22 protein-coding genes are annotated in these 20,020 nt (G+C 44.7%); 1 reads left to right on the top strand and 21 read right to left on the bottom strand.

What is annotated here, in order from left to right; all coding sequences use genetic code 11:
• Window positions 1–25: 25 nt before the first annotated feature.
• From ADP71_RS08950 to ADP71_RS09020, 15 genes are all read right to left on the bottom strand, one after another.
• The gene (locus ADP71_RS08950; protein WP_171461093.1) at window positions 26–586 is read right to left on the bottom strand and encodes a ubiquinone biosynthesis accessory factor UbiJ; all 561 of its coding nucleotides are present in this window, start codon (window positions 584–586) and stop codon (window positions 26–28) included.
• A 12-nt stretch (window positions 587–598) separates the two neighbouring features.
• Window positions 599–1,339 (bottom strand): NAD-dependent epimerase/dehydratase family protein, encoded by a 741-nt coding sequence (locus ADP71_RS08955; RefSeq protein ID WP_171461094.1) that lies wholly within the window; start codon window positions 1,337–1,339, stop codon window positions 599–601.
• Complete coding sequence (locus ADP71_RS08960; RefSeq protein ID WP_019957206.1) at window positions 1,324–1,911, bottom strand: TIGR00730 family Rossman fold protein; 588 nt, start codon at window positions 1,909–1,911, stop codon at window positions 1,324–1,326. Before ADP71_RS08960 ends, ADP71_RS08955 begins: the two co-directional genes overlap by 16 nt.
• Window positions 1,911–2,996, bottom strand: coding sequence for a prephenate dehydratase (pheA, locus tag ADP71_RS08965; RefSeq protein WP_019957205.1), 1,086 nt, complete (start codon window positions 2,994–2,996; stop codon window positions 1,911–1,913). Before pheA ends, ADP71_RS08960 begins: the two co-directional genes overlap by 1 nt.
• A gap of 112 nt (window positions 2,997–3,108) precedes the next feature.
• Window positions 3,109–3,531 (bottom strand): META domain-containing protein, encoded by a 423-nt coding sequence (locus tag ADP71_RS08970; protein WP_169708852.1) that lies wholly within the window; start codon window positions 3,529–3,531, stop codon window positions 3,109–3,111.
• 24 nt (window positions 3,532–3,555) lie between these two features.
• A complete protein-coding gene (nagZ, locus tag ADP71_RS08975; RefSeq protein WP_171461095.1) occupies window positions 3,556–4,641 on the bottom strand; it encodes a beta-N-acetylhexosaminidase in 1,086 nt (361 codons plus the stop codon).
• 61 nt (window positions 4,642–4,702) lie between these two features.
• The gene (locus tag ADP71_RS08980; protein ID WP_019957202.1) at window positions 4,703–6,175 is read right to left on the bottom strand and encodes a DegQ family serine endoprotease; all 1,473 of its coding nucleotides are present in this window, start codon (window positions 6,173–6,175) and stop codon (window positions 4,703–4,705) included.
• 145 nt (window positions 6,176–6,320) lie between these two features.
• On the bottom strand, window positions 6,321–6,953 hold the full coding sequence (gene nth, locus ADP71_RS08985; protein WP_019957201.1) for an endonuclease III: 633 nt from the start codon (window positions 6,951–6,953) through the stop codon (window positions 6,321–6,323).
• A gap of 16 nt (window positions 6,954–6,969) precedes the next feature.
• The gene (locus ADP71_RS08990; RefSeq protein ID WP_171461096.1) at window positions 6,970–7,548 is read right to left on the bottom strand and encodes a thermonuclease family protein; all 579 of its coding nucleotides are present in this window, start codon (window positions 7,546–7,548) and stop codon (window positions 6,970–6,972) included.
• 17 nt (window positions 7,549–7,565) lie between these two features.
• Window positions 7,566–8,120 (bottom strand): cob(I)yrinic acid a,c-diamide adenosyltransferase, encoded by a 555-nt coding sequence (locus tag ADP71_RS08995; RefSeq protein WP_104932032.1) that lies wholly within the window; start codon window positions 8,118–8,120, stop codon window positions 7,566–7,568.
• A 61-nt stretch (window positions 8,121–8,181) separates the two neighbouring features.
• Window positions 8,182–8,856: a ribose-5-phosphate isomerase RpiA gene (gene rpiA / locus ADP71_RS09000; RefSeq protein WP_019957198.1), complete on the bottom strand. Its 675-nt coding sequence runs from the start codon at window positions 8,854–8,856 to the stop codon at window positions 8,182–8,184.
• 52 nt (window positions 8,857–8,908) lie between these two features.
• A complete protein-coding gene (gene ispF, locus ADP71_RS09005) occupies window positions 8,909–9,388 on the bottom strand; it encodes a 2-C-methyl-D-erythritol 2,4-cyclodiphosphate synthase (RefSeq protein WP_019957197.1) in 480 nt (159 codons plus the stop codon).
• A gap of 8 nt (window positions 9,389–9,396) precedes the next feature.
• On the bottom strand, window positions 9,397–10,107 hold the full coding sequence (ispD, locus tag ADP71_RS09010) for a 2-C-methyl-D-erythritol 4-phosphate cytidylyltransferase (protein WP_019957196.1): 711 nt from the start codon (window positions 10,105–10,107) through the stop codon (window positions 9,397–9,399).
• 2 nt (window positions 10,108–10,109) lie between these two features.
• Window positions 10,110–10,835 (bottom strand): DNA polymerase III subunit epsilon, encoded by a 726-nt coding sequence (dnaQ, locus tag ADP71_RS09015; RefSeq protein ID WP_019957195.1) that lies wholly within the window; start codon window positions 10,833–10,835, stop codon window positions 10,110–10,112.
• Between the two features lie 9 nt (window positions 10,836–10,844).
• Window positions 10,845–12,443 carry a YdgA family protein gene (locus ADP71_RS09020; RefSeq protein ID WP_158667229.1) on the bottom strand — a complete coding sequence of 533 codons (1,599 nt, stop codon included), beginning with the start codon at window positions 12,441–12,443 and terminating at the stop codon, window positions 10,845–10,847.
• A 390-nt stretch (window positions 12,444–12,833) separates the two neighbouring features.
• Between ADP71_RS09020 and ADP71_RS09025 the strand changes: the two genes are divergently transcribed.
• Window positions 12,834–13,997: an NAD(P)H-dependent flavin oxidoreductase gene (locus tag ADP71_RS09025; RefSeq protein WP_019957192.1), complete on the top strand. Its 1,164-nt coding sequence runs from the start codon at window positions 12,834–12,836 to the stop codon at window positions 13,995–13,997.
• Window positions 13,998–14,076: 79 nt separating this feature from the next.
• On the opposite strand, the gene hfq is transcribed toward ADP71_RS09025, so the two are convergent.
• From hfq to ADP71_RS09055, 6 genes are all read right to left on the bottom strand, one after another.
• Entirely contained in the window at window positions 14,077–14,343 is a 267-nt protein-coding gene (gene hfq, locus ADP71_RS09030) for an RNA chaperone Hfq (protein ID WP_019957191.1), read from the bottom strand.
• Between the two features lie 77 nt (window positions 14,344–14,420).
• Entirely contained in the window at window positions 14,421–15,875 is a 1,455-nt protein-coding gene (gene der / locus ADP71_RS09035) for a ribosome biogenesis GTPase Der (RefSeq protein WP_104932034.1), read from the bottom strand.
• A 96-nt stretch (window positions 15,876–15,971) separates the two neighbouring features.
• Window positions 15,972–16,592 carry a YfgM family protein gene (locus ADP71_RS09040; RefSeq protein WP_019957189.1) on the bottom strand — a complete coding sequence of 207 codons (621 nt, stop codon included), beginning with the start codon at window positions 16,590–16,592 and terminating at the stop codon, window positions 15,972–15,974.
• 3 nt (window positions 16,593–16,595) lie between these two features.
• Complete coding sequence (gene hisS, locus ADP71_RS09045; protein ID WP_104932035.1) at window positions 16,596–17,882, bottom strand: histidine--tRNA ligase; 1,287 nt, start codon at window positions 17,880–17,882, stop codon at window positions 16,596–16,598.
• An 18-nt stretch (window positions 17,883–17,900) separates the two neighbouring features.
• The gene (ispG, locus tag ADP71_RS09050) at window positions 17,901–19,166 is read right to left on the bottom strand and encodes a flavodoxin-dependent (E)-4-hydroxy-3-methylbut-2-enyl-diphosphate synthase (RefSeq protein WP_171461097.1); all 1,266 of its coding nucleotides are present in this window, start codon (window positions 19,164–19,166) and stop codon (window positions 17,901–17,903) included.
• Entirely contained in the window at window positions 19,163–20,020 is an 858-nt protein-coding gene (locus ADP71_RS09055; RefSeq protein WP_019957186.1) for a helix-turn-helix domain-containing protein, read from the bottom strand. The genes ispG and ADP71_RS09055 overlap by 4 nt, the downstream gene beginning before the upstream one ends.

A 20,020-nucleotide genomic window follows, 5' to 3' on the forward strand; every position in this document is an offset into this window, starting at 1 on the left:
ACCGCGCGTTTAAGCGTCCTGTAAATTATTGAAGACGATGCAAACGCGCTTGCAAGCGTGCCACATCATCGCGCAAAGCATCAATCGCTTCGCTGTGTTGTTGCCATTGCGCTGCCGACACCACAGGCGCATTTTGCTCCAACATAAAATCTTTCACTTCACCTTCTACTCGCGCCACCATCGCTTGCACATTGGCAACCAAGGTTTTGGCGGTATGATCCAAATGGCTCGCCATCGTATTGCCAAACAAACGTGTGGCATCAACATATGGCTCATATTCCAATTGACTGAAAATCGCCAATACTTGCATCGCCAAATCTGCATCGCCATCAATGCTGATATCGCCCACGCCCAACGCTTTCGATTGCAACAATTTGCTCCATGCATCGCCTTGTATGGTGATATGGCATTCGGTGGCTATTTCGGCAGGCAATGTATGGACATAACCTTCTTCACCAATGAGCATGTCCACATTCACACCCAAAGCAGTCAAACGCAAGCTGCGTCCTGCTAAAAAGCTGAATGCTTGTTTTAAATGCTCTTGTTGTAACAACAAATGATTGATGAGCGCATGACTGATCCACATCTTGAGATTCCTTTAAAATGACCAGTGCTGATGGCAACTGACAATGACTTTACCACGGTGGGCATCATCGACATTGAAAACAGGCACAGGCAAACCCAAACGAGCCGCCTCTGCGGTATAAAACTCGGCACGGGTCGGATGCCCGCGTTCGACAATGTTCAAAACAGACTCTTTCGGCTGTTGCACCACATCGATTAAAGCTTGTATAGCGTGTTGACGGTGTACGACATTGACCACTTGATTGCCGCCCGCAATGTCCACGCGCCCACTCAAACGCTTGGCAGGATGGCGTTCATCATCATACAGGCCGCCCAAACGCAACACGCTGATATGTGGCAAACCACTTTGCAACCAAATGTTTTCACAAGCTGCTATTTTGCGCGCAGATTCGGTTTGCGGTGCAATGGGACTGCGTTCATCGCAGACCCGCGCGGCATCGCCATACACCGAAGTAGAGGAAGTATAAACCACATGGCGAATGTTTGCCGCTTGCGCTTGCTCACACAAAGCGTGCATCTTCGCCACATAATCCACCGCCCCAGATGGCGGCAACAACACCACCCACACATCTGTTTGTTGAAAATCTTGCACAAGCAAAGCGGCCTGAAAATCCCAATAATGCCAATTCACACCGCTTAATTCATGGCGGCTACTGGCAACAATGCGATACGCTTGCGCTGCCAATTGCTGCGCCAAAGGGCGACCCAAATAGCCCGCCCCTGCAATCCAAACCGATTTCAATCTTGCATCCATTGTGGCTGATGCCATTTTTGTGTGTACACCGGCTCATAAGCACGCATCTTGTCTAATAAAGTTTGCGGATTGCTGTCGACCACCATCAATGTGCGATTGCTTTCAGGCATGAAACCCGATGTGATGGCTTGCTCAATCAAAGCCAATAAGGGCTGATAAAAACCATCCACGTCCAACAAACCAATCGGTTTTTGTTGCAAACGCAATTGTCCCATAGACAACACTTCAAACAATTCTTCAAACGTCCCCACGCCACCGGGCATGGCAATATACGCATCGGCTCGAACAATCATTTCTTGTTTGCGTACGGTCATATCAGGCGTTTCAATCAACTCACTCAAACCATCATGCGCTTTTTCCAACTCACGCAAAAAAGTTGGAATCACGCCAGTGACATGACCACCATGTGCCAAAACCGCATCGGCAATCGTACCCATCAAACCCACTTTACCACCGCCATACACCAAGCCCAAATTTTGCTCAGCCAACAAGCGTCCTAACTCTTGCGTCGCATCAAAATAATTTTTGGATTCACCAAAATTTGAGCCGCAATACACTGCAATTTTTTGCATCACAATACCGCCTTAGGATAAGCGCCCACAATTTTCAAGAATGCCGCCCGCTCTTGTAAATCTGCCAACGCATTTTTAACATGTTCGTCTTCTACATGGCCTTCCACATCAATGAAAAACACATATTCCCACAAACCCACTTTGGATGGACGGCTTTCCAATTTGCTCATAGACACACCGTTCTCAGACAAAGCATGTAGCAACTCATGTACCGTACCCACTTTATTGGGTGCTGAGACAATCAAAGACGTTTTGTCTATGCCGCTGGCACCTGTGGTTTGGTGACCCAACACCAAAAAACGGGTGGTGTTATTCGGCTCATCTTCAATATTAGAAGCCAATTTACACAATTCAAAACGTTCTGCCGCCGCTTGAGAAGCAATCGCCACTGCCGTTTCATCTTCAGCTGCCAATTGCGCCGCACGTGCATTGCTAGCAACTGCCACACGCGCCACATGGCTAGGCAAATTTTTATTCAACCACTCATGGCATTGCGACAAAGCTTGAGCATGCGCATACACTTTGGTAATGCCTTCTTGATTCGCCACTTTGCGCAATAAATGATGGTGTATGCGCAAAACCACTTCACCACAAGCTTTCAAAGGCGATGCTACCAACAAATCCAAAGTGCGACCCACTGCGCCTTCGGTTGAATTTTCAACTGGCGCCACCACATAATCCGCCTGACGTGCTTCGACCAAACGAAACGCTTCATCTATCGTCGCACAAGGTTGCGTGTGAGCGGCATGACCGAAATGCTTATTCGCTGCTTGCTGCGTGAACGTGCCTTCAGGACCCAAATACGTGATGGTCAATGGGCGCTCTACCGCCAAACACTCACTCATGATTTCACGGAACAACCGTGCCACCGCCTCATTAGATAACAAGCCACCCAAACCACCATTCAACTCTTGAATGCGGCGCAACACTTGTGCTTCACGTTCAGGACGGTAAACCACACCGCTGCCTTTTAATTCCCCAATAGCGCGTGCATGGGCGGCACGTTCATTTAACAAACTCAAAATGGTTTGGTCGATGCTGTCAATAGCATCTCGGTGCGGTTTCAGTAAATCATCCGTGCTCATGAAGCTGTATTCCGTCTGCGTTAAAAAAGAATGATTTTAACCCAAAAGCCATCAAAAAAGCGTCCTGTAAGTTTTACAGGACGCCTCAAAACCAAGCCTTGCAGGATTATGCTCACATACGCTTCAATTTTAAAACAGTATTTTTAGAAGCATCCAATAACAGCAGTTTATCACCTTCAATACGCCATGAAGACACACTTTCCAAATTGCGAATGACTTTGTACTCAAACTGCATGACAGAATCAGGCGAACAAGCCATACGACTAGTAGCAATACCTTTAAACTGAATCAATGCACCATTGCTGGCATAAGCGCTCATTAATTGATTACAGCCTACGCTGCCTGAAACGCGAGATTGCTCAGTATCAAATTGCAAAACCTTTGCACGCACGCCCTCAGACGGAACCGCAGCAGACGAAGCTTCTAGCAATTGCCAATGACCTTGTAAACTGCTGGCAGATTGTATAGAAGGTTTACCAATATTGGCACAAGCACCCAAACACATTGTTGCTAATAATATCCACGCTGTCTTCATACTGCCTCCTAGAAACATCTATTATTAAAATGCTTCATTCACCTTAACGCCACCTAGCAAATCTTTAGCAGAAGCCAAAGATGCCACACGCTGCTGCGCGGCTTTAAACTCAGGTGTTTGTAGCAATGCATCAAATTCAGCAACCGTTTTTTGACCAACCACATATTCCCAACGCTGCGCCAGTTTAGGTTGTGCTGCTGCATCCCATTGCCATTGATGTAACAGTTCATCCACCAAATCAGGACGATTGCAAATCAAAGCAATATCACAACCTGCATCCAAAGAAATTTGCGTGCGTTCCACAATCCCACCCACACCACAAGCTCCTTCCATGGTCAAATCATCGGAAAAAATAATGCCATCAAAACCGACTTTATCACGCAATATTTGTTGCAACCAAAATGGTGAAAAACCCGCAGGCAAAGCATCTATTTTAGGATAAACCACATGAGCAGGCATCACCGCACCCATGCCTGCTGCGCTCATCTGTACAAACGGTACAATGTCGTTTTGCCATAAAACTTCAAATTCACGCTCGTCTTGCGGTAAAACATGGTGGCTGTCACCCTCTACAAAACCATGACCTGGAAAATGCTTGCCACAGCTGCTCATGCCGCCTTGTTTTAAACCTTCTTGCAATGCCAATGCCAAAGCTGTCACTTCTTGTGCATCTTGTGAAAAACTGCGATTACCAATCACACTGCACGCACCCCAATCCAAATCCAAAACAGGTGTAAACGACAAGTCAATGCCACAAGCACGCAGTTCTGATGCCAATACCCAACCGACTTCACGGGCTTGATTCAAAGCCATTTCTTGACCTTGGTTTTGCCACATTTGACCCAAAACCGCCATCGCTGGCAAACGGGTAAAACCATCAATAAAACGCTGTACTCGACCGCCTTCGTGATCTACTGCAATCACCAATTCTGGCGTACGCAAGGCTTTGATATCTGCAACCAAAGCTTTGATTTGTGCTACTGAAGAAAAGTTGCGACGAAATAAAATCACACCACCGATTTCAGGACGCAACAAACGCGCACGTTCAATATCTGTTAATTCAAACGCTGCCACATCGGCCATCACAGGACCACGAGCTAAATTTTGCATATTTTTCATCTTTCTCACAAACAGCAACAGGCAGCCCAAGGCTGCCTGATTTCTCAAAATATCACTTCACACGCAACGGCAAAAAGAACGTATCTTGGTCACGCATGACAAACAATGGCGCAGCTGTACTCGCTTCTGCCAAAGCTTGTTTAAAAGTTTTTTCATCGGTCAAAGGATTCGGACCTGCGGAGATAATAATGTCACCTGCCATCAAACCCGAAGCGGCCGCAAAACCTTGTGCCTCAACCACCAATAAGCCACCAGCAATATCACGCTGCTTAGACTCTTCCGCTGACAATGCCACCAAAGACAAGCCCACTTCCGGCACCACAATGCGACTGCGAGTATCACTGCCATCATTTTGATTAAAGTTCGGCACAGTGACCGTACTTTCACCGGTCAACTCTGACAATTCCACTGCTACTTTGACTTCTTTAGAATCTCGCCATACGGTTAATTCAATCTTACTGCCTGGTTTCATCGCACCAATCAACACAGGCAAATCACTAGAACGCTCCACCACATTGCCATTGACTTTTAAAATGATGTCGCGTACTTGCAGTTTGGCTTTTTCAGCTGGACCATTTGGCAATACTTTCACCACCAAAGCACCACTGGGTTTATCTAATTTGAATGATTTGGCCAAATCAAACGATACTTCTTGAATGATGACACCTAATTGCGCACGACGCACACGACCGTATTGTTTCAATTGGTCAGCAACATTGGTTGCAACATCAATTGGAATTGCAAATGAAATGCCCATAAAACCACCTGAGCGGCTGTAAATTTGCGAATTGATACCGATAACTTCGCCTTTCAAATTGAACAATGGGCCGCCTGAATTACCAGGATTGATGGCCACATCTGTTTGAATGAAAGGTGTATAGCTTTCGTTAGGCAAAGAACGGCCTTTTGCTGACACAATACCTGCAGTGACAGTATTGTCAAAACCAAATGGTGCACCAATCGCCGCAACCCATTCACCCACGCGCAATTCATCTGGCTTGCCCAATTTCACCACGGGCAAATCTTTGGCTTCAATTTTCAATACCGCCACATCAGATTGTGTATCTGAACCGACTAACTTGGCTTCAAACTCACGTTTATCCGTCAATACCACACGAATAGAGTCGGTTCCACTGACCACATGAGTATTGGTCAAAATATAGCCATCATTGCTAATAATAAAACCCGAACCAAAGCTAGCACCATCATCGTCTTCTGGATTAGCAGGTGCCCCTGGAAAATCAGGAATCAAGCGACGAAAATATTCCAACATGGGATCTTCTTCGCTGCTCGTACCCTCATACGTCCCCATGCTACCTTGCTTCACTGCCTGTATGCTCACCACCGTCGCACCTTGCTCATTCACCAATTTGGTAAAATCCGGCAACAACATGGCTACAGAGTTATTGTCAGCAGGCTTAACCTCCTGTACATATTCTGTATTATTGCGATCGTCTTTTTTTACTAACCACTCTGGTTTGTCACAAGCGCTTAACGTCAAAGCGGTAACACACGCAGCGGCCATTAACGTGATTTTATTCACACATTATCCTTTATTTGACTTCTGCTGACTGCACTGTTCTATTGTTTTGTATATCCATAGCAATACATGGATTGGATTTAAAATTATGGCACTTTTACCATAAAAATAATATGCTTATTTAATGGCTTTACAAGGCTTTAGCTTTGTAATCGCACAAATCTTCAATCAAACAGGTCGCACACTGCGGTTTCAATGCCTTACATGTATAACGCCCATGCAAAATCAACCAGTGGTGCGCATCCACCATAAACTCTTTGGGAATGTGTTTGACCAATTGGTCTTCCACTTCGCGCACATTTTTGCCTTTGGCAATACCTGTTCGATTACCCACCCGAAAAATATGCGTATCTACCGCCATCGTTGGCTGACCAAACGCAGTATTGAGTACCACATTGGCTGTTTTACGCCCAACTCCTGGCAAGGTTTCCAAAGCCTCACGAGTTTGAGGCACTTGACCGCCAAAATGGTTCAATATCGCATCACAAGTTGCTATCACATGGGCAGCTTTGGTTTTGTATAAACCAATCGTTTTAATGGTGTCACGCACTTTTTCTTCGCCCAGTGCTAACATCGCTTGTGGATTGGGTGCCAAATCGAACAAAACTGCCGTCACTTTGTTCACTGCCACATCGGTGGTTTGTGCTGACAACAACACTGCAATCAACAATTGAAATGGACCATCAAAAACCAATTCTGTGGTTGGATGTGGATTGGCCTCACGCAAACGGCTAAAAATTTCATAACGTATTTGTTTGTTCATACTTTTTGATACTTTATTATTGTGCGCGCTCAGATTGGCGAAATGCCCATGGTGCTTGTGCTTGATGATTGCGCCACAAACCTACACGCTGCTTTTGAGCCTGTTGATGCAAACATTGATAATAACGATAAGCATCCACTTGCTGCTGTTTTTTGGCAATAGAATCGTAATGCCAAGCCAATCCCTGTGCCAATTGGCTTGCATTCACATCCACATCACCTTGCCACACAATCGCCACTTGGCGTTGGTATTGGTCTATGTCTGTCACTTGCACTTGGACTGTTTTTTGGCGACTCAACATGTTTTGCAAATTTTTGAAGCTCTCTTTGCCTGCCGCTTGCCGCATTTCTGGTGCATCAATAAAAGCCAAACGCACACGGTGTTTTTGACCGTGTGTGTCTTGAATTTGTACCGTATCACCATCACTGATTTTAACAATGCGTCCTGAATATTGTTTGACATTGTTTTTAGCATATTGCGCCATGTTTACAGGCTGCCATTGCTGGCACGCAGTCAAGATATGGTCGTCACTTTGCGCTTGTGCACAAGAGATTAGCAAAAAGCTTGCCACAATTACCATACATGGTTTGAACATACTGCCATCCTTTAAAATCAGGCAGTGTGATTTTTCTGCCATAAGACATCAGACACATTCAAACGGCGATTCATTTCACGACCCAAAATAAAAAACACATCACTCAAACGATTCAAATAACGCTGCAAATTCAAAGAAACAGTTTCATCTTCCGCGCGCAAAGCAACCACACTGCGCTCCGCACGACGGGCAACAGTGCGTACCACATGCACTTGTGCCGCTTGGGCTGAGCCACCGGGCAAAATAAATTCTTCCAATGGACTTAAATTTTCATGCCAAGCCGCAGCGCTGTGTTCCAAAAAGGTCAAATAATTTTCAGTAATGACATTCCAACCAGGCACCGCCAATTCAGAGCCGACATCAAACAATTGGTGTTGAATTTGGGTTAATTTTTGCTGAATGTCTTCAGGTATCGCCATTGCCAACAACACCCCTAAATGCGCATTGAGCTCATCCACTTCGCCAATTGCATGAATGCGCAAACTGCTTTTGGCCACGCGTGAGCCATCGCCCAAACCCGTATTGCCCGAGTCGCCTGTTTTGGTAATAATTTGTGTCAAACGATAAGCCATGATTTTTCTCACCATGAAAAATGCCGATGCAATCGCATCGGCGTAACAATAACAAAAACCATCAGCTCACATGGCTAACAGTAATGACTTCTGCACGGTCAGAGTGACCCAAAATCAAAACATCCGCAGGATGGCGTGCAAACACACCATTTTCCATCACGCCTGGAATGCGGTTGATTTCATCTTCCAATTTCATAGGCTCATAGATTTCCAAATCATGCACGTCTAAAATCTCATGACCACCACGAGTAATCACGCCTTCACGCAAAACAGGACGACCGCCTAATTTAACCAATTGAGATGCCACCCAAGAACGGGCAAATGGTACGACTTCAACAGGCAATGGAAACGCACCCAATTTAGACACGTATTTGCTTTCACCTGCCATGCAAATAAATTGGCGTGAAGCATGTGCCACAATTTTTTCACCCAATAATGCCGCACCACCACCTTTAATCATTTGCAAAGAATGGTTCACTTCATCAGCACCATCAAAATAAACGGGCAATTTACCCACATCAGCCAATGCCACTACTTTGATGCCATGTTGTTCCAATAAATCACGCGACTCAATAGATGCAGCCACCACACCACGGACACGGTCTTTGATACTGGCCAATTCTTCAATGAAAATAGCCACTGTTGATCCCGAACCCACACCAATATACTCATCGTGTGGTACATATTCCAATGCTTTGCGCGCGGCCTGACGCTTAAAATTATCTTGAGTAGACATGCTGACTTCCCTATTCTGTATGAATGACTGCTATAAGCAAGAGTGTAAGGTTTTAAGCCTGAACAAGCAACACCACAGCCTGTGCTTCTATGCCTTCTTCACGACCCAAATAGCCTAATTTTTCATTCGTCTTGCCTTTAATATTGACCAAGCCAATATCAATACCCAAATCTTGGGCAATATTTTGGCGCATACCCAACAAATGCGGCTTCAATTTAGGCTGTTGGGCAATGATGGTGGTGTCCACATTGACCACACGCCAGCCCAAATCTTGCACACTTTGATACGCCGCACGCAACAACACACGGCTGTCAGCATCTTTGAATTGTGCTGCTGTATCCGGAAAATGATGACCAATGTCTCCCAAAGCCACCGCACCCAATAAAGCATCGGTAATGGCATGCAATAAAGCATCGGCATCCGAATGACCTAACAAACCTTTGTCATGATCGATGGTCACGCCACCTAAAATCAAAGGGCGGCCTGTAACCAATTGATGGACGTCGTAACCTTGTCCCACGCGAATATTCATATTGTGTCCTACAAAGTGCCACTATCGAGCAGCAACTCAACCAAAGTAGCATCTTGTGCCAGTGTTAATTTTAAATTGCGCACATCACCCACCACCAATTGCGCATGAATGCCTTGCAATTCCATCGCCGAAGCTTCATCGGTAATGGCACTCAAATCATCTATACTCAAAGCGTCCTGTAAGGCCTTTGCACGAAACATTTGCGGTGTTTGCGCTTGCCACAAACCACTGCGGTCAATGGTGTCCGCAATCTTGCCACGGGCATCTTGTTTTTTGAGCGTATCGGCAACAGGCAAAGCCAAAATCGCACCTTGGCAAGCCTCATTCGCCACCGCCAACAAACGCTGCAAAGCCTGCGTTGGCAAAGAACAACGTGCGGCATCGTGTACCAACAACCAATCGTTGGCAGCGACTTTTTCAGATTGCATCAATTGCTGTATGCCATTGCGCACACTTTCAGCACGGCTCTGGCCACCGCAATACAATACTTGCAAACGCGCCGTTTTCGCCCAAGCTGGCAAAACCAAATCTTTAAAATAACCATCGTCAGGCGACAAAACCACTGCCACTCCTGCCAAACTCTCACACTCAAGCAAGCGTTGTACGGTGTGTAATAACACCGCTTGTCCTGCAATACTCGTATATTGTTTGGGAATGTGACTGCCGAAACGGCTACCAACCCCTGCTGCTGGCACCACCGCAAAAAAACGTGAATTCATACTCAAATATCTTGCATTTGTTGTCGGTACAAACTCTCACCACCGACTGACTTGTCCAATACTGCCACATACGCTGCATGTGCCGCTTGCTCTTGCTCGTCTGCGTCTATGACTTTAAAACGCATGCCTGCTTGGCGCTCAAACTGATGCGCGGCCTGTAAATGCAAAGCCTCTTCGTCAGTTGCTTTCACATCCAAGCTGAACTGACCCCGAGTCATGCCCAAATACACTTCAGCCAATAACTCGCAGTCAATCAAAGCACCATGCAACACCCGTTTGGTCTTATCCACACCCAAACGATTACACAAAGCATCCAAATTGACTTTTTGTCCTGGATACAAACGGCGTGCCATCGCCACGGTATCAATGCTTTTGTGACCTGTAATGTGTTCGGTTTCAGGCATGCCCAAGCGAGCAAATTCCATATTCAAAAAGCCGATGTCAAACGCAGCATTGTGAATAATGAGTTCGCTGTCTTGCAAAAAGTCTGCTATGCGCTGCGCCACTCCCGCAAACTTGGGTTTGTCTGCCAAATCATCCAGCGTGATGCCGTGCACCGCAATGGCTTCAGGTGCAATGTCACGCTCAGGATGTACATACTCATGCAAATACTTGCCCGTCAAACGACGGTCTATCATTTCCAAACCTGCAAATTCAATCAAACGATCGCCTTGGTTGGCATACAGACCCGTCGTTTCAGTATCCAATACAATTTGTCTTACCGCCATCAGATACCCTTATTGTCCTGTCGCAGAAGCTGCCACTGCTGGCGTGCTCGCTGCAACAGGTGCCTCATCCATCAATTCATCAATCGATTGCTCTGGTGCCACTTGAAAACGCTTGCCGTTGAAGAGCAATTGGTTTTTAGTCACTGCAATTTCGCTGTCAATCACACCATTTTCTTGTGTCAAATAACCCGCATCTGCCATACCATTCAAAGTCGAGCGTACCAAAAAGCGTGCGGTATCACGTACTTCGTCCATGCTTGGTGGATTTTCAACATCAGGATCAACTGAGAAAATCGAATCCGCTTGCGCTACCGCCAAATTCTCTAACAAAATTTGCGGTGCATTCACATGAATCTTGCCTTCGGTTTTGCCCATTAAAGCATTAAAGCTGTTCATATCAGCGGCCTGTAAATCTTTAAAGCCAAACTCAGCGCTGAATTTCAATTGACCATCAGGCATTTTCAAATCAAATTGCGACACTTTAAACACAGGATTATTGGTGAAAATCGGCAAGGCTTCGTTTTGTGCCAATTTCAATAAAGCATCACGATATTGCGCTTCATTCAATGACTCGTTGCTCAAGCGGAAAAATTCATCGTTCAATTTCACCAAAGCAGCGGCCTGTAAATGTTCCGCACTGGCTTTCACAAGCAATGGTCCATAAACGTCTTGACCATACTGGAATTGATTGAACTGAATCTCGGCTTTGGCATCGGCAAAACCATCTTGCTCATCGGTTGAACGCTTCAATGCAAATTGTTGTACTGCGACATTGTTCGGTGCAATCGTACCATTTGGATTGATAAATGCACCAATTTGCAAGTCCGACACCATGTTAATCAACGAATTGAGTTTGATGTTGTAATCCACACCTTCAGACCAAGCCATACTGGCTTTCGCCACTTTCAACTCATTTTCACCAACATTCAAGCCAGATGGATTTAGACGAGATTTTGCCGTATAACCGATGTCTTCTAAAACCAATTGACCTTTATCTGCCAATTTAATATGGATGCCGCCACTTTGGCTCAAAACTTCATACGCATCGTAATTGTCTTGGTAATCCAACTCGATATTCAGACCTTTCCAATCAATGGCAATGCCTGACAATTCTTCATATTGAAAAGCGGGTATAGAGGCATTCATCACACCACCACCAAACAAATTCAAACGATTGGTCACAGACAAAGGGGTTTGCTTCTGGAAAAAACGTTCTAAACTTTGTTGTGCTTGTGAGCTAAATTTCACCTCAGACACCGATACCGCTTTCACTGGCGACAAACCATCGGCAAAGGGACCATGCTGAATGTGATTGGTAATGGTGAATGGTTCATTGACAATGACTTTGATATTGTCTGGCACATTGTCGCCCAATTTGTTCAACAAGTTGGGTTTCAAGCGCAATACGGTCACTTCTTTCGATGAAAACCAGCCACGCTCGTATTCATAACTGACCACATCTAATAATGGATTTTTTTGCACCAATTGTTGATGTTGCTTCATGCTCGCTTCAGCGCGCAAACCAAACCAATATGGCAAAGCCACAAAAACCAATATCACTGCCGCAATGACGCACATCAACGGCAGCATCCAACGTTTATTCTTCATTCGTGTGTCAAACATCAAGTTAAAATGAGCACAAGCATATCATTTATTTCATGACTTTGCTGCCCAAGTACCTTGTAAAGCAAAGTTAAAAACGTACAGGACGCTTGATTCAATACGACTTATTCACCTCAAAACTGTAGTCTTGGACTAATTTTTTACTTGTTAAAAAATTTAATAAGATGCATAAATTGATACTTTAAAGTTTAAAAGATGCACAGTATTTGATTTAAAATCAAAGTGTTCCTTTTCCGCACTCTAAATTAAAACCTTTATAAAACAAACGATTAAATCACAAACACCTGATGTTAACTCTATTAAAAACATACCCATTACCTAATAATAGAGTTAAACTCTAGGATTGATAAAATCACAACGATGAAAGTTCTACACATGCACAACGATTTTAAGCCGCTTACCATTCGTGGTCGTGAATTGATTCCTATCGTTCAAGGCGGCATGGGCGTGGGCATTTCTGCTTCTAGCTTATCAAGCGCAGTAGCACGCGAAAATGGCGTAGGTACGATTGCCAGCGTGGATTTGCGTCACTTGCATGAAGACTTATTGGCAGATTCCAAAATTGACCAAAGCGAAGAAAAATACGACCGCTTAAACCGCATTGCCTTAGACCGTGAAGTCAAAGCAGCGGTTGAAAAATCAGAAGGACGCGGCATGATTGCCGTCAATGTGATGAAAGCCGTTAAAGACCATCCCGCTTTGGTACGCCAAGCGTGTGAGTCTGGTGCTCACGCCATCGTGATGGGAGCTGGTTTGCCTTTGGATTTACCAGAAATGGTAGAAGGTCATCCTGATGTGGCCTTGTTCCCCATTTTGTCAGAGTCTCGCGGCATCAACATCGTTTTGAAACGCTGGATGAAAAAAAACAAATTACCAGATGCCATCGTTATTGAGCATCCTAACCATGCCGCAGGTCACTTGGGCGCAGCTACCGTTGCAGGCTTGGGTGACGCTCGTTTTGAGTTTGACCGTGTATTAGAAGAAACCTTTGAAGTCTTCAAAAAATTGGGTTTAGAGCGTGAAAAAATCCCATTAATTTTGGCAGGTGGTATGGCCAATTTTGACAAAATCAGCACCGCTTTAAACCAATGGGGCGCTTCTGCCGTACAAGTCGGTACTGCTTTTGCAGTAACCCATGAAGGCGATGCCCACATCAACTTCAAAAACACGTTGGCAGGTGCTGAAGGCGAACAAATTGTTGAATTCATGTCTGTTGCAGGTTTGCCTGCTCGTGGTGTGAATACGCCATTTTTGAAAAGCTATTTGAAGCGTGAAGAAGCTTTACAAGCCAACGCCAAAGCCGATCCACGCCGCTGTACTCAAGGTATTAACTGCTTGACCCAATGCGGTTTGCGTGATGGCTTGGATAAAATCGGTCAATTCTGTATCGACTTGAAATTGGCTGCTGCTTTCCGCGGTGAAGTGAACAAAGGTTTGTTCTTCCGTGGCAAAGACCCATTGCCATTTGGCAACCAAATTCGTTCCGTTAAAGAAACAGTAGAGTATTTGCTAACAGGTCAAACTGCATTGAACAGATAAGCGTCCTGTAAATCAAAACACCATAAAAAAGCCCCTATTCAGGGGCTTTTTGCATACGTAATGAAACTTGGAGTATGGCTTATTCAGCAGAATGAGTGCTAGGTGCTGCAGGTTTGCCACCATCATGACTGATGCTTACCGCACGAGCAGGAACCACAGTAGAAATGGCGTGCTTATAAACCATTTGCGTCACAGAAGTGTTGCGCAACAACACCACATATTGATCAAACGACTCTACTTGACCTTGTAGCTTAATACCATTTACCAAGTAAATAGATACCGGTACATGCTCTTTTCGCAATGCATTCAGAAAAGGATCTTGTAGCAATTGTCCTTTATTATTCATGTTTTAAACTCCATGTTTTTATTGTGATAAGCATTTGCATCTCAGGATATGCAAATGGAACGTCTAATGCTAACACACTATGGCTTAATATTCTTCTTAGCACTCACTTTAACCTTGCGTTTTAGTTGCTTTTTTTCCTCTTTTTTAGCAATACGAGGACTCAACTTAGCACGACGTAAGGTGGTTGGTGCTTTTGCTGGTGTGCCTTCTTGATCAAATGGATTTTCAGTCGATTTGTATTGCACACGCAAAGGCGTACCTTCTAAATGGAAGGCTTTACGGAAAGTTTGTACCAAATAACGGGTATAACTGTCTTTGATATGGTGCAAAGCATTACCATGAATCACAATAATCGGAGGATTCACACCACCTTGGTGAGCATAACGCAATTTTGGACGGATTGGACCCACACGAGGCGGTTGTTGGCGTTCCAAAGCCGATTGCAACACACGAGTAATCTTAGGTGTTGGCATTTTAATCATGGCAGCTTGATAGGCTTGGTTGATAGAATCAAACAAATCATCAATGCCTTTGTGTTTCAAAGCCGAAATATAATGGAACTTGGCAAAATCCAAGAAATACAATTTGCGTGCAATGTCTTTTTTGATTTGCTCTTTGCGCTCAGGTGTCACCACATCCCATTTGTTAATGGCAATAACCAATGCACGACCCGCTTCCAAAGCAAAACCTGCAATAGTCGCATCTTGGTCAGCAATATCTTGGTTGGCATCCAACACCAATACCGCCACATTCGCCGCTTCAACCGCCTGCATCGACTTAATCACTGAGAATTTCTCAATCGCCTCATCGACTTTACCACGACGACGCACACCGGCTGTATCGATGATGGTGTAAGGCTTCTCATTGCGCTCAAAATCAATGTGAATCGAGTCACGTGTGGTACCTGCTTGGTCAAATGCAATAACGCGCTCTTCGCCCAAAATGGCGTTCACCAAAGTGGATTTGCCCACATTAGGACGACCAATCACCGCAAATACAGGGTGTTTTGCATCCTCTTCTTCTTCTTCCTCAGGTTCTGGGAAATCACTCAATACAGAGTCAATCAAATCCCAAACACCATCGCCATGCGCAGAAGAAATCACGAATGGTTCTAAATTCAAGCCCAATTCATAAAACTCTGCTGACACAACCGCACGGTTAGCACCTTCAGCTTTGTTCACCGCCAAATATACAGGACGACCACTCATACGCAATTTTTGCGCAATCAATTTGTCTTGTGGTGTCACACCCGCACGCGAATCCACCAAGAAAATCACCGCATCTGCTTCATCTACCGCTTGCAAAGTTTGCTTGGCCATTTCAAACAAAATACCGCTGTCTACTACAGGCTCAAAACCACCCGTATCGACTACCAAATAAGGTTTTTCACCCACACGACCATGACCATAGTGACGGTCGCGAGTCAAACCTGGCAAATCTGCTACCAAAGCATCTTTACTACGGGTCAAGCGGTTAAACAAAGTCGATTTCCCGACATTTGGTCGGCCGACCAACACTATCGTTGGTTTCATAATTCAATATCCTTTAATGTTTTAAGGCCATGCATCAATAAATACAGGACGGCTGCCCATGGCAACCCATGTGACAGCCGTCCCCTGATGCAAGGTTTACTGCTCTGCCTTAAATTTAACTAATTCATAATTTGGTGAGGTTTTTTCGTCCAAACCTTTTAATGCTTGCGCATATGCTTCTTTGGCCTTAACCACATCACCTTTGGCAACCAAAATATCACCTTTGGTTTCCAGCATCATTGGTTTCAATGCTTCAGGCACCACAGCATCTGCATATTTCAAAGCATCATCGTATTTTTGCTGTTGCAATTTCAAAACTGCCAAACGCTGATTGCTCAAAGCTTGCAAAAAAACATCTTGATGGTGAGTTTGCACCCACAACAAATGTTTTTCAGCTTGCTCATATTGTTTTTCATCAAATGCTTGTGCGGCTGCCATCAATGTGGCTTCGGCGGCACCAAAAGAATCTGCATACTGCTCTTGCAAAGTTTTCAATTCAGTCAAGGCAGTAGCATCTTTAGCACTGCTCTTTTCGATAAATTGATATGCCAAAGTAGCCGCTTCTTTATGACGATCAGCTTGATGGCTTTTGTTCAATACATAGCCTAAATACGCTAACGCCAAAACCACTAACAATATAAATAACCATTTGCCACCACGATGCCAAAAATGTTTTATATCATCCAGCTCTTGTTGCTCTTGAACATCATATGCCATTTATTATGCCATCCATTGTTGTAATTGCGATGTCAATTGTGTTGACGCAATTTGTATCTGACCATTGTCACCACGCAAATCTTTCAAAGTCACCACGCCTTCAGTCACTTCGCTTTCGCCAATAATGACCGCAAAGCGTGCACCACTGCCATCGGCTTTTTTCATTTGCGCTTTCAAACTTTGCGTGCCTGAATATTGTGATACTGACAAACCTGCTTGGCGCAAGATTTGTGCATTGATCACCGCTTGTTGCATCGTGCCTTCACCTTGGTACATCACAAACACATCCAAGTTGTTTTCCACTTTCAGGACGCCTATTTGCTGTACCAATAACAACAAACGCTCAATACCCATTGCAAAACCAATGGCTGGCGCTTCTTTGCCACCCAAAGATTCAATCAAGCCATCATAGCGACCACCACCACAAATAGTACCTTGTGAGCCCAACTCACTGGTCACCCATTCAAATACCGTTTTGTTGTAATAATCCAAGCCACGAACCAAACGTGGATTTTCGACATACACAATTCCCACAGCATCCAACAACGCTTTGAATTGTTGGTAATGGTTCAGAGACTCTTCACCCAAATAATCCAACAAACGTGGTGCATGGTTGGCTATTTCTTGCAAATCTGGATTTTTGGTATCCAATACACGCAAAGGATTGGTATGCATGCGACGCTTGCTGTCTTCATCCAAAACCGCTTCATGTTGCTGTAAATAAGCCACCAAAGCCGCACGGTGCGCCGCGCGCTCTTCAGGAATACCCAAAGTATTGATTTGCAATTGAACTTTATCCAACACACCCAATCGTTCCCACAAATCAGCTGTCATCACAATCATTTCGGCATCGACATCAGGTTGGCTATAACCCAAAGCTTCAAAACCCGCTTGATGAAATTGACGATAACGACCTTTTTGTGGTTTTTCATGACGGAACATCGGACCCATATACCAAAGCTTCATAGGGCCGTTATAAAGCAAATTATGCTCAACCACAGCACGCAAACAAGAAGCCGTTCCTTCAGGACGCAAGCTCAATGAATCACCATAATCATCAAACGTGTACATCTCTTTGCCTACAACATCGGTCTCTTCACCGATAGAGCGCACAAACAAACCTGTTGATTCAATAATCGGAGTGCGAATGAATTGATACGCATATTGCTGCGCCCATTCATTCACCACAGTTTCAAATGCTTGCCAATAAGCAGAAGTGATTGGCCAGTCTTTTTGTTCAACTGGCAACAAATCATTCATGCCCTTCACTGCTTGAATCTTTTTTCCCATAATGCGTAGCTTTAGTCTTTACAATGTTTGAATCGGAATCACACGGTTTTGGCTGCGTTTGGCACCATTTGCACCGTAATTGGTTTCGACATACTCTTCGACAATGGCAATAAATTCTTGCGCCATATTATCGCCTTTTAAAGTCACTTTGCGCTCACCATCGACATATACAGGTGCGATTGGCGTTTCGCCTGTACCCGGTAAACTGATACCAATGTCAGCCAACTTGCTTTCACCTGGTCCATTCACCACACAACCCATCACCGCCACATTCAAGCTTTCCACACCGGGATATTTCAAACGCCAAACTGCCATTTGCTCACGCAAATAATGCTGAATATCGCGCGCTAATTCTTGAAATACGGTACTGGTTGTGCGACCACAACCTGGACAAGCTGTCACCAATGGCGTGAAATTACGCAAGCCCATGGTTTGCAACAACTCTTGTGCTACGACCACTTCTTGAGTGCGCGGCGCACCTGGTTCTGGTGTCAAAGAAATGCGAATCGTGTCACCAATGCCTTGCTGCAGCAAAACCGCCAAAGCCGCACTAGAGGCCACAATACCTTTACTGCCCATGCCCGCTTCGGTTAAGCCCAAATGCAATGGGAAATCACAACGCTTGGCCAAATCTGCATACACTTCAATCAAATCTTGTACATTGCTGACTTTACAAGACAAAATGATTTTGTTCTTTGGCAAACCTAAATCCATCGCTTTTTGTGCCGAAGTCAAAGCAGAGGTAATCAAAGCTTCTTTCATAACAGCATCAACAGGCGCAGGATGGGCCAAAGCCAAATTGGCATCCATCATTTTTTTAGCCAAACTTTGGTCTAAAGAGCCCCAATTCACACCAATACGCACTGCTTTGTCATGCAAAGCGGCTTGTTCAATCATGTAAGCGAATTTCTCATCGCCCTTCACACCTTTGCCCACATTACCTGGATTGATACGGTATTTTGCCAAGGCTTTGGCACAATCTTGATAATCGCGCAACAAACGTTCACCATTGAAATGGAAATCGCCCACCAATGGTGTATTACATCCCATATCATCCAAACGTTGGCGAATCTCAGCCACTTTACTGGCCGCCTCAGGACTGTTAACCGTAATGCGTACCACCTCAGAGCCGGCATCCGTCAATTGCTTGACTTGCAAAGCCGTACCTTCTGCATCTACCGTATCGGTATTGGTCATGGACTGAACCAAAATAGGATGATCAGAACCCACCCACACATTGCCTATTTGGACTTGTTGGGTTTGTCTTCTTTTGATTTCATTCATTTTTGAGGCACCGTAAATGCTGCTGTTTTACCATCGACATAGTGTTTTTGAACGTCAATTTTTTGATCATTGAAGTTCACCTCACTGCCTGTTGCATAACCAATGCGTACTTGATAAGGCGTTTTGCCTTTAAATTGATGCACCGAATTAGCTGCAACAATACCGCTATGCAATGGCGTACCATCCGCATCGGTCACAATCAAATTAGAGCGATAACGCACTTTGATGTGCAAAACACCATCAGCCACAGCTTCTGTACCGCTTGCTGCAACAGCTGCACTGGCCGCGGCAGGTTCAGGAGTAGAAGCTTCGACAGCAGATGCCGAAGTAGATGCCATCGGCACAATCTGTACATTAGGATTGTCCAAAGCTGGCTGTGCCACTTCACCGACTTCCAAAGTAGATTTTTCCTGAGTTCGTGTTTGCTCAGAAGACTTGCTTTGCCAAAAACCAATAGCAATGACAACCACAATCAACACACCTACCAATGGCAACCATTTAGGTAAGCGGAACGGTTTTTGTTGGTCTTGAAAATTCAAACCATCGCGATTTTCAGATGAGCTTGTACTTGTAACATTTTTAGAAGCTTGCTCAGGAAATGCCTGATTCAATAATTGACCCAAAGTATCATTGTCAATTTCCAAGAAACGAGCATACGCTTTGATAAAACCTTTAATAAAAATAGGTTCTGGCAAGCCCTTATAATCTCCGCTTTCCAAACTTTCTATTTTTTTTGCAGTAAATTTCAAACGCTCTGCAACTTCGCCAATTGCGATTTTTTTGTCCAATCTTTTGGCTTTTAATAAAGCGCCAAGCTCTTGGGCGGCTTGATTGAATGCGCGCTCTTCTGACAT

Origin of the sequence: Vitreoscilla sp. C1, assembly GCF_002951955.2 — a bacterium.
Lineage (GTDB): Bacteria > Pseudomonadota > Gammaproteobacteria > Burkholderiales > Neisseriaceae > Vitreoscilla > Vitreoscilla stercoraria.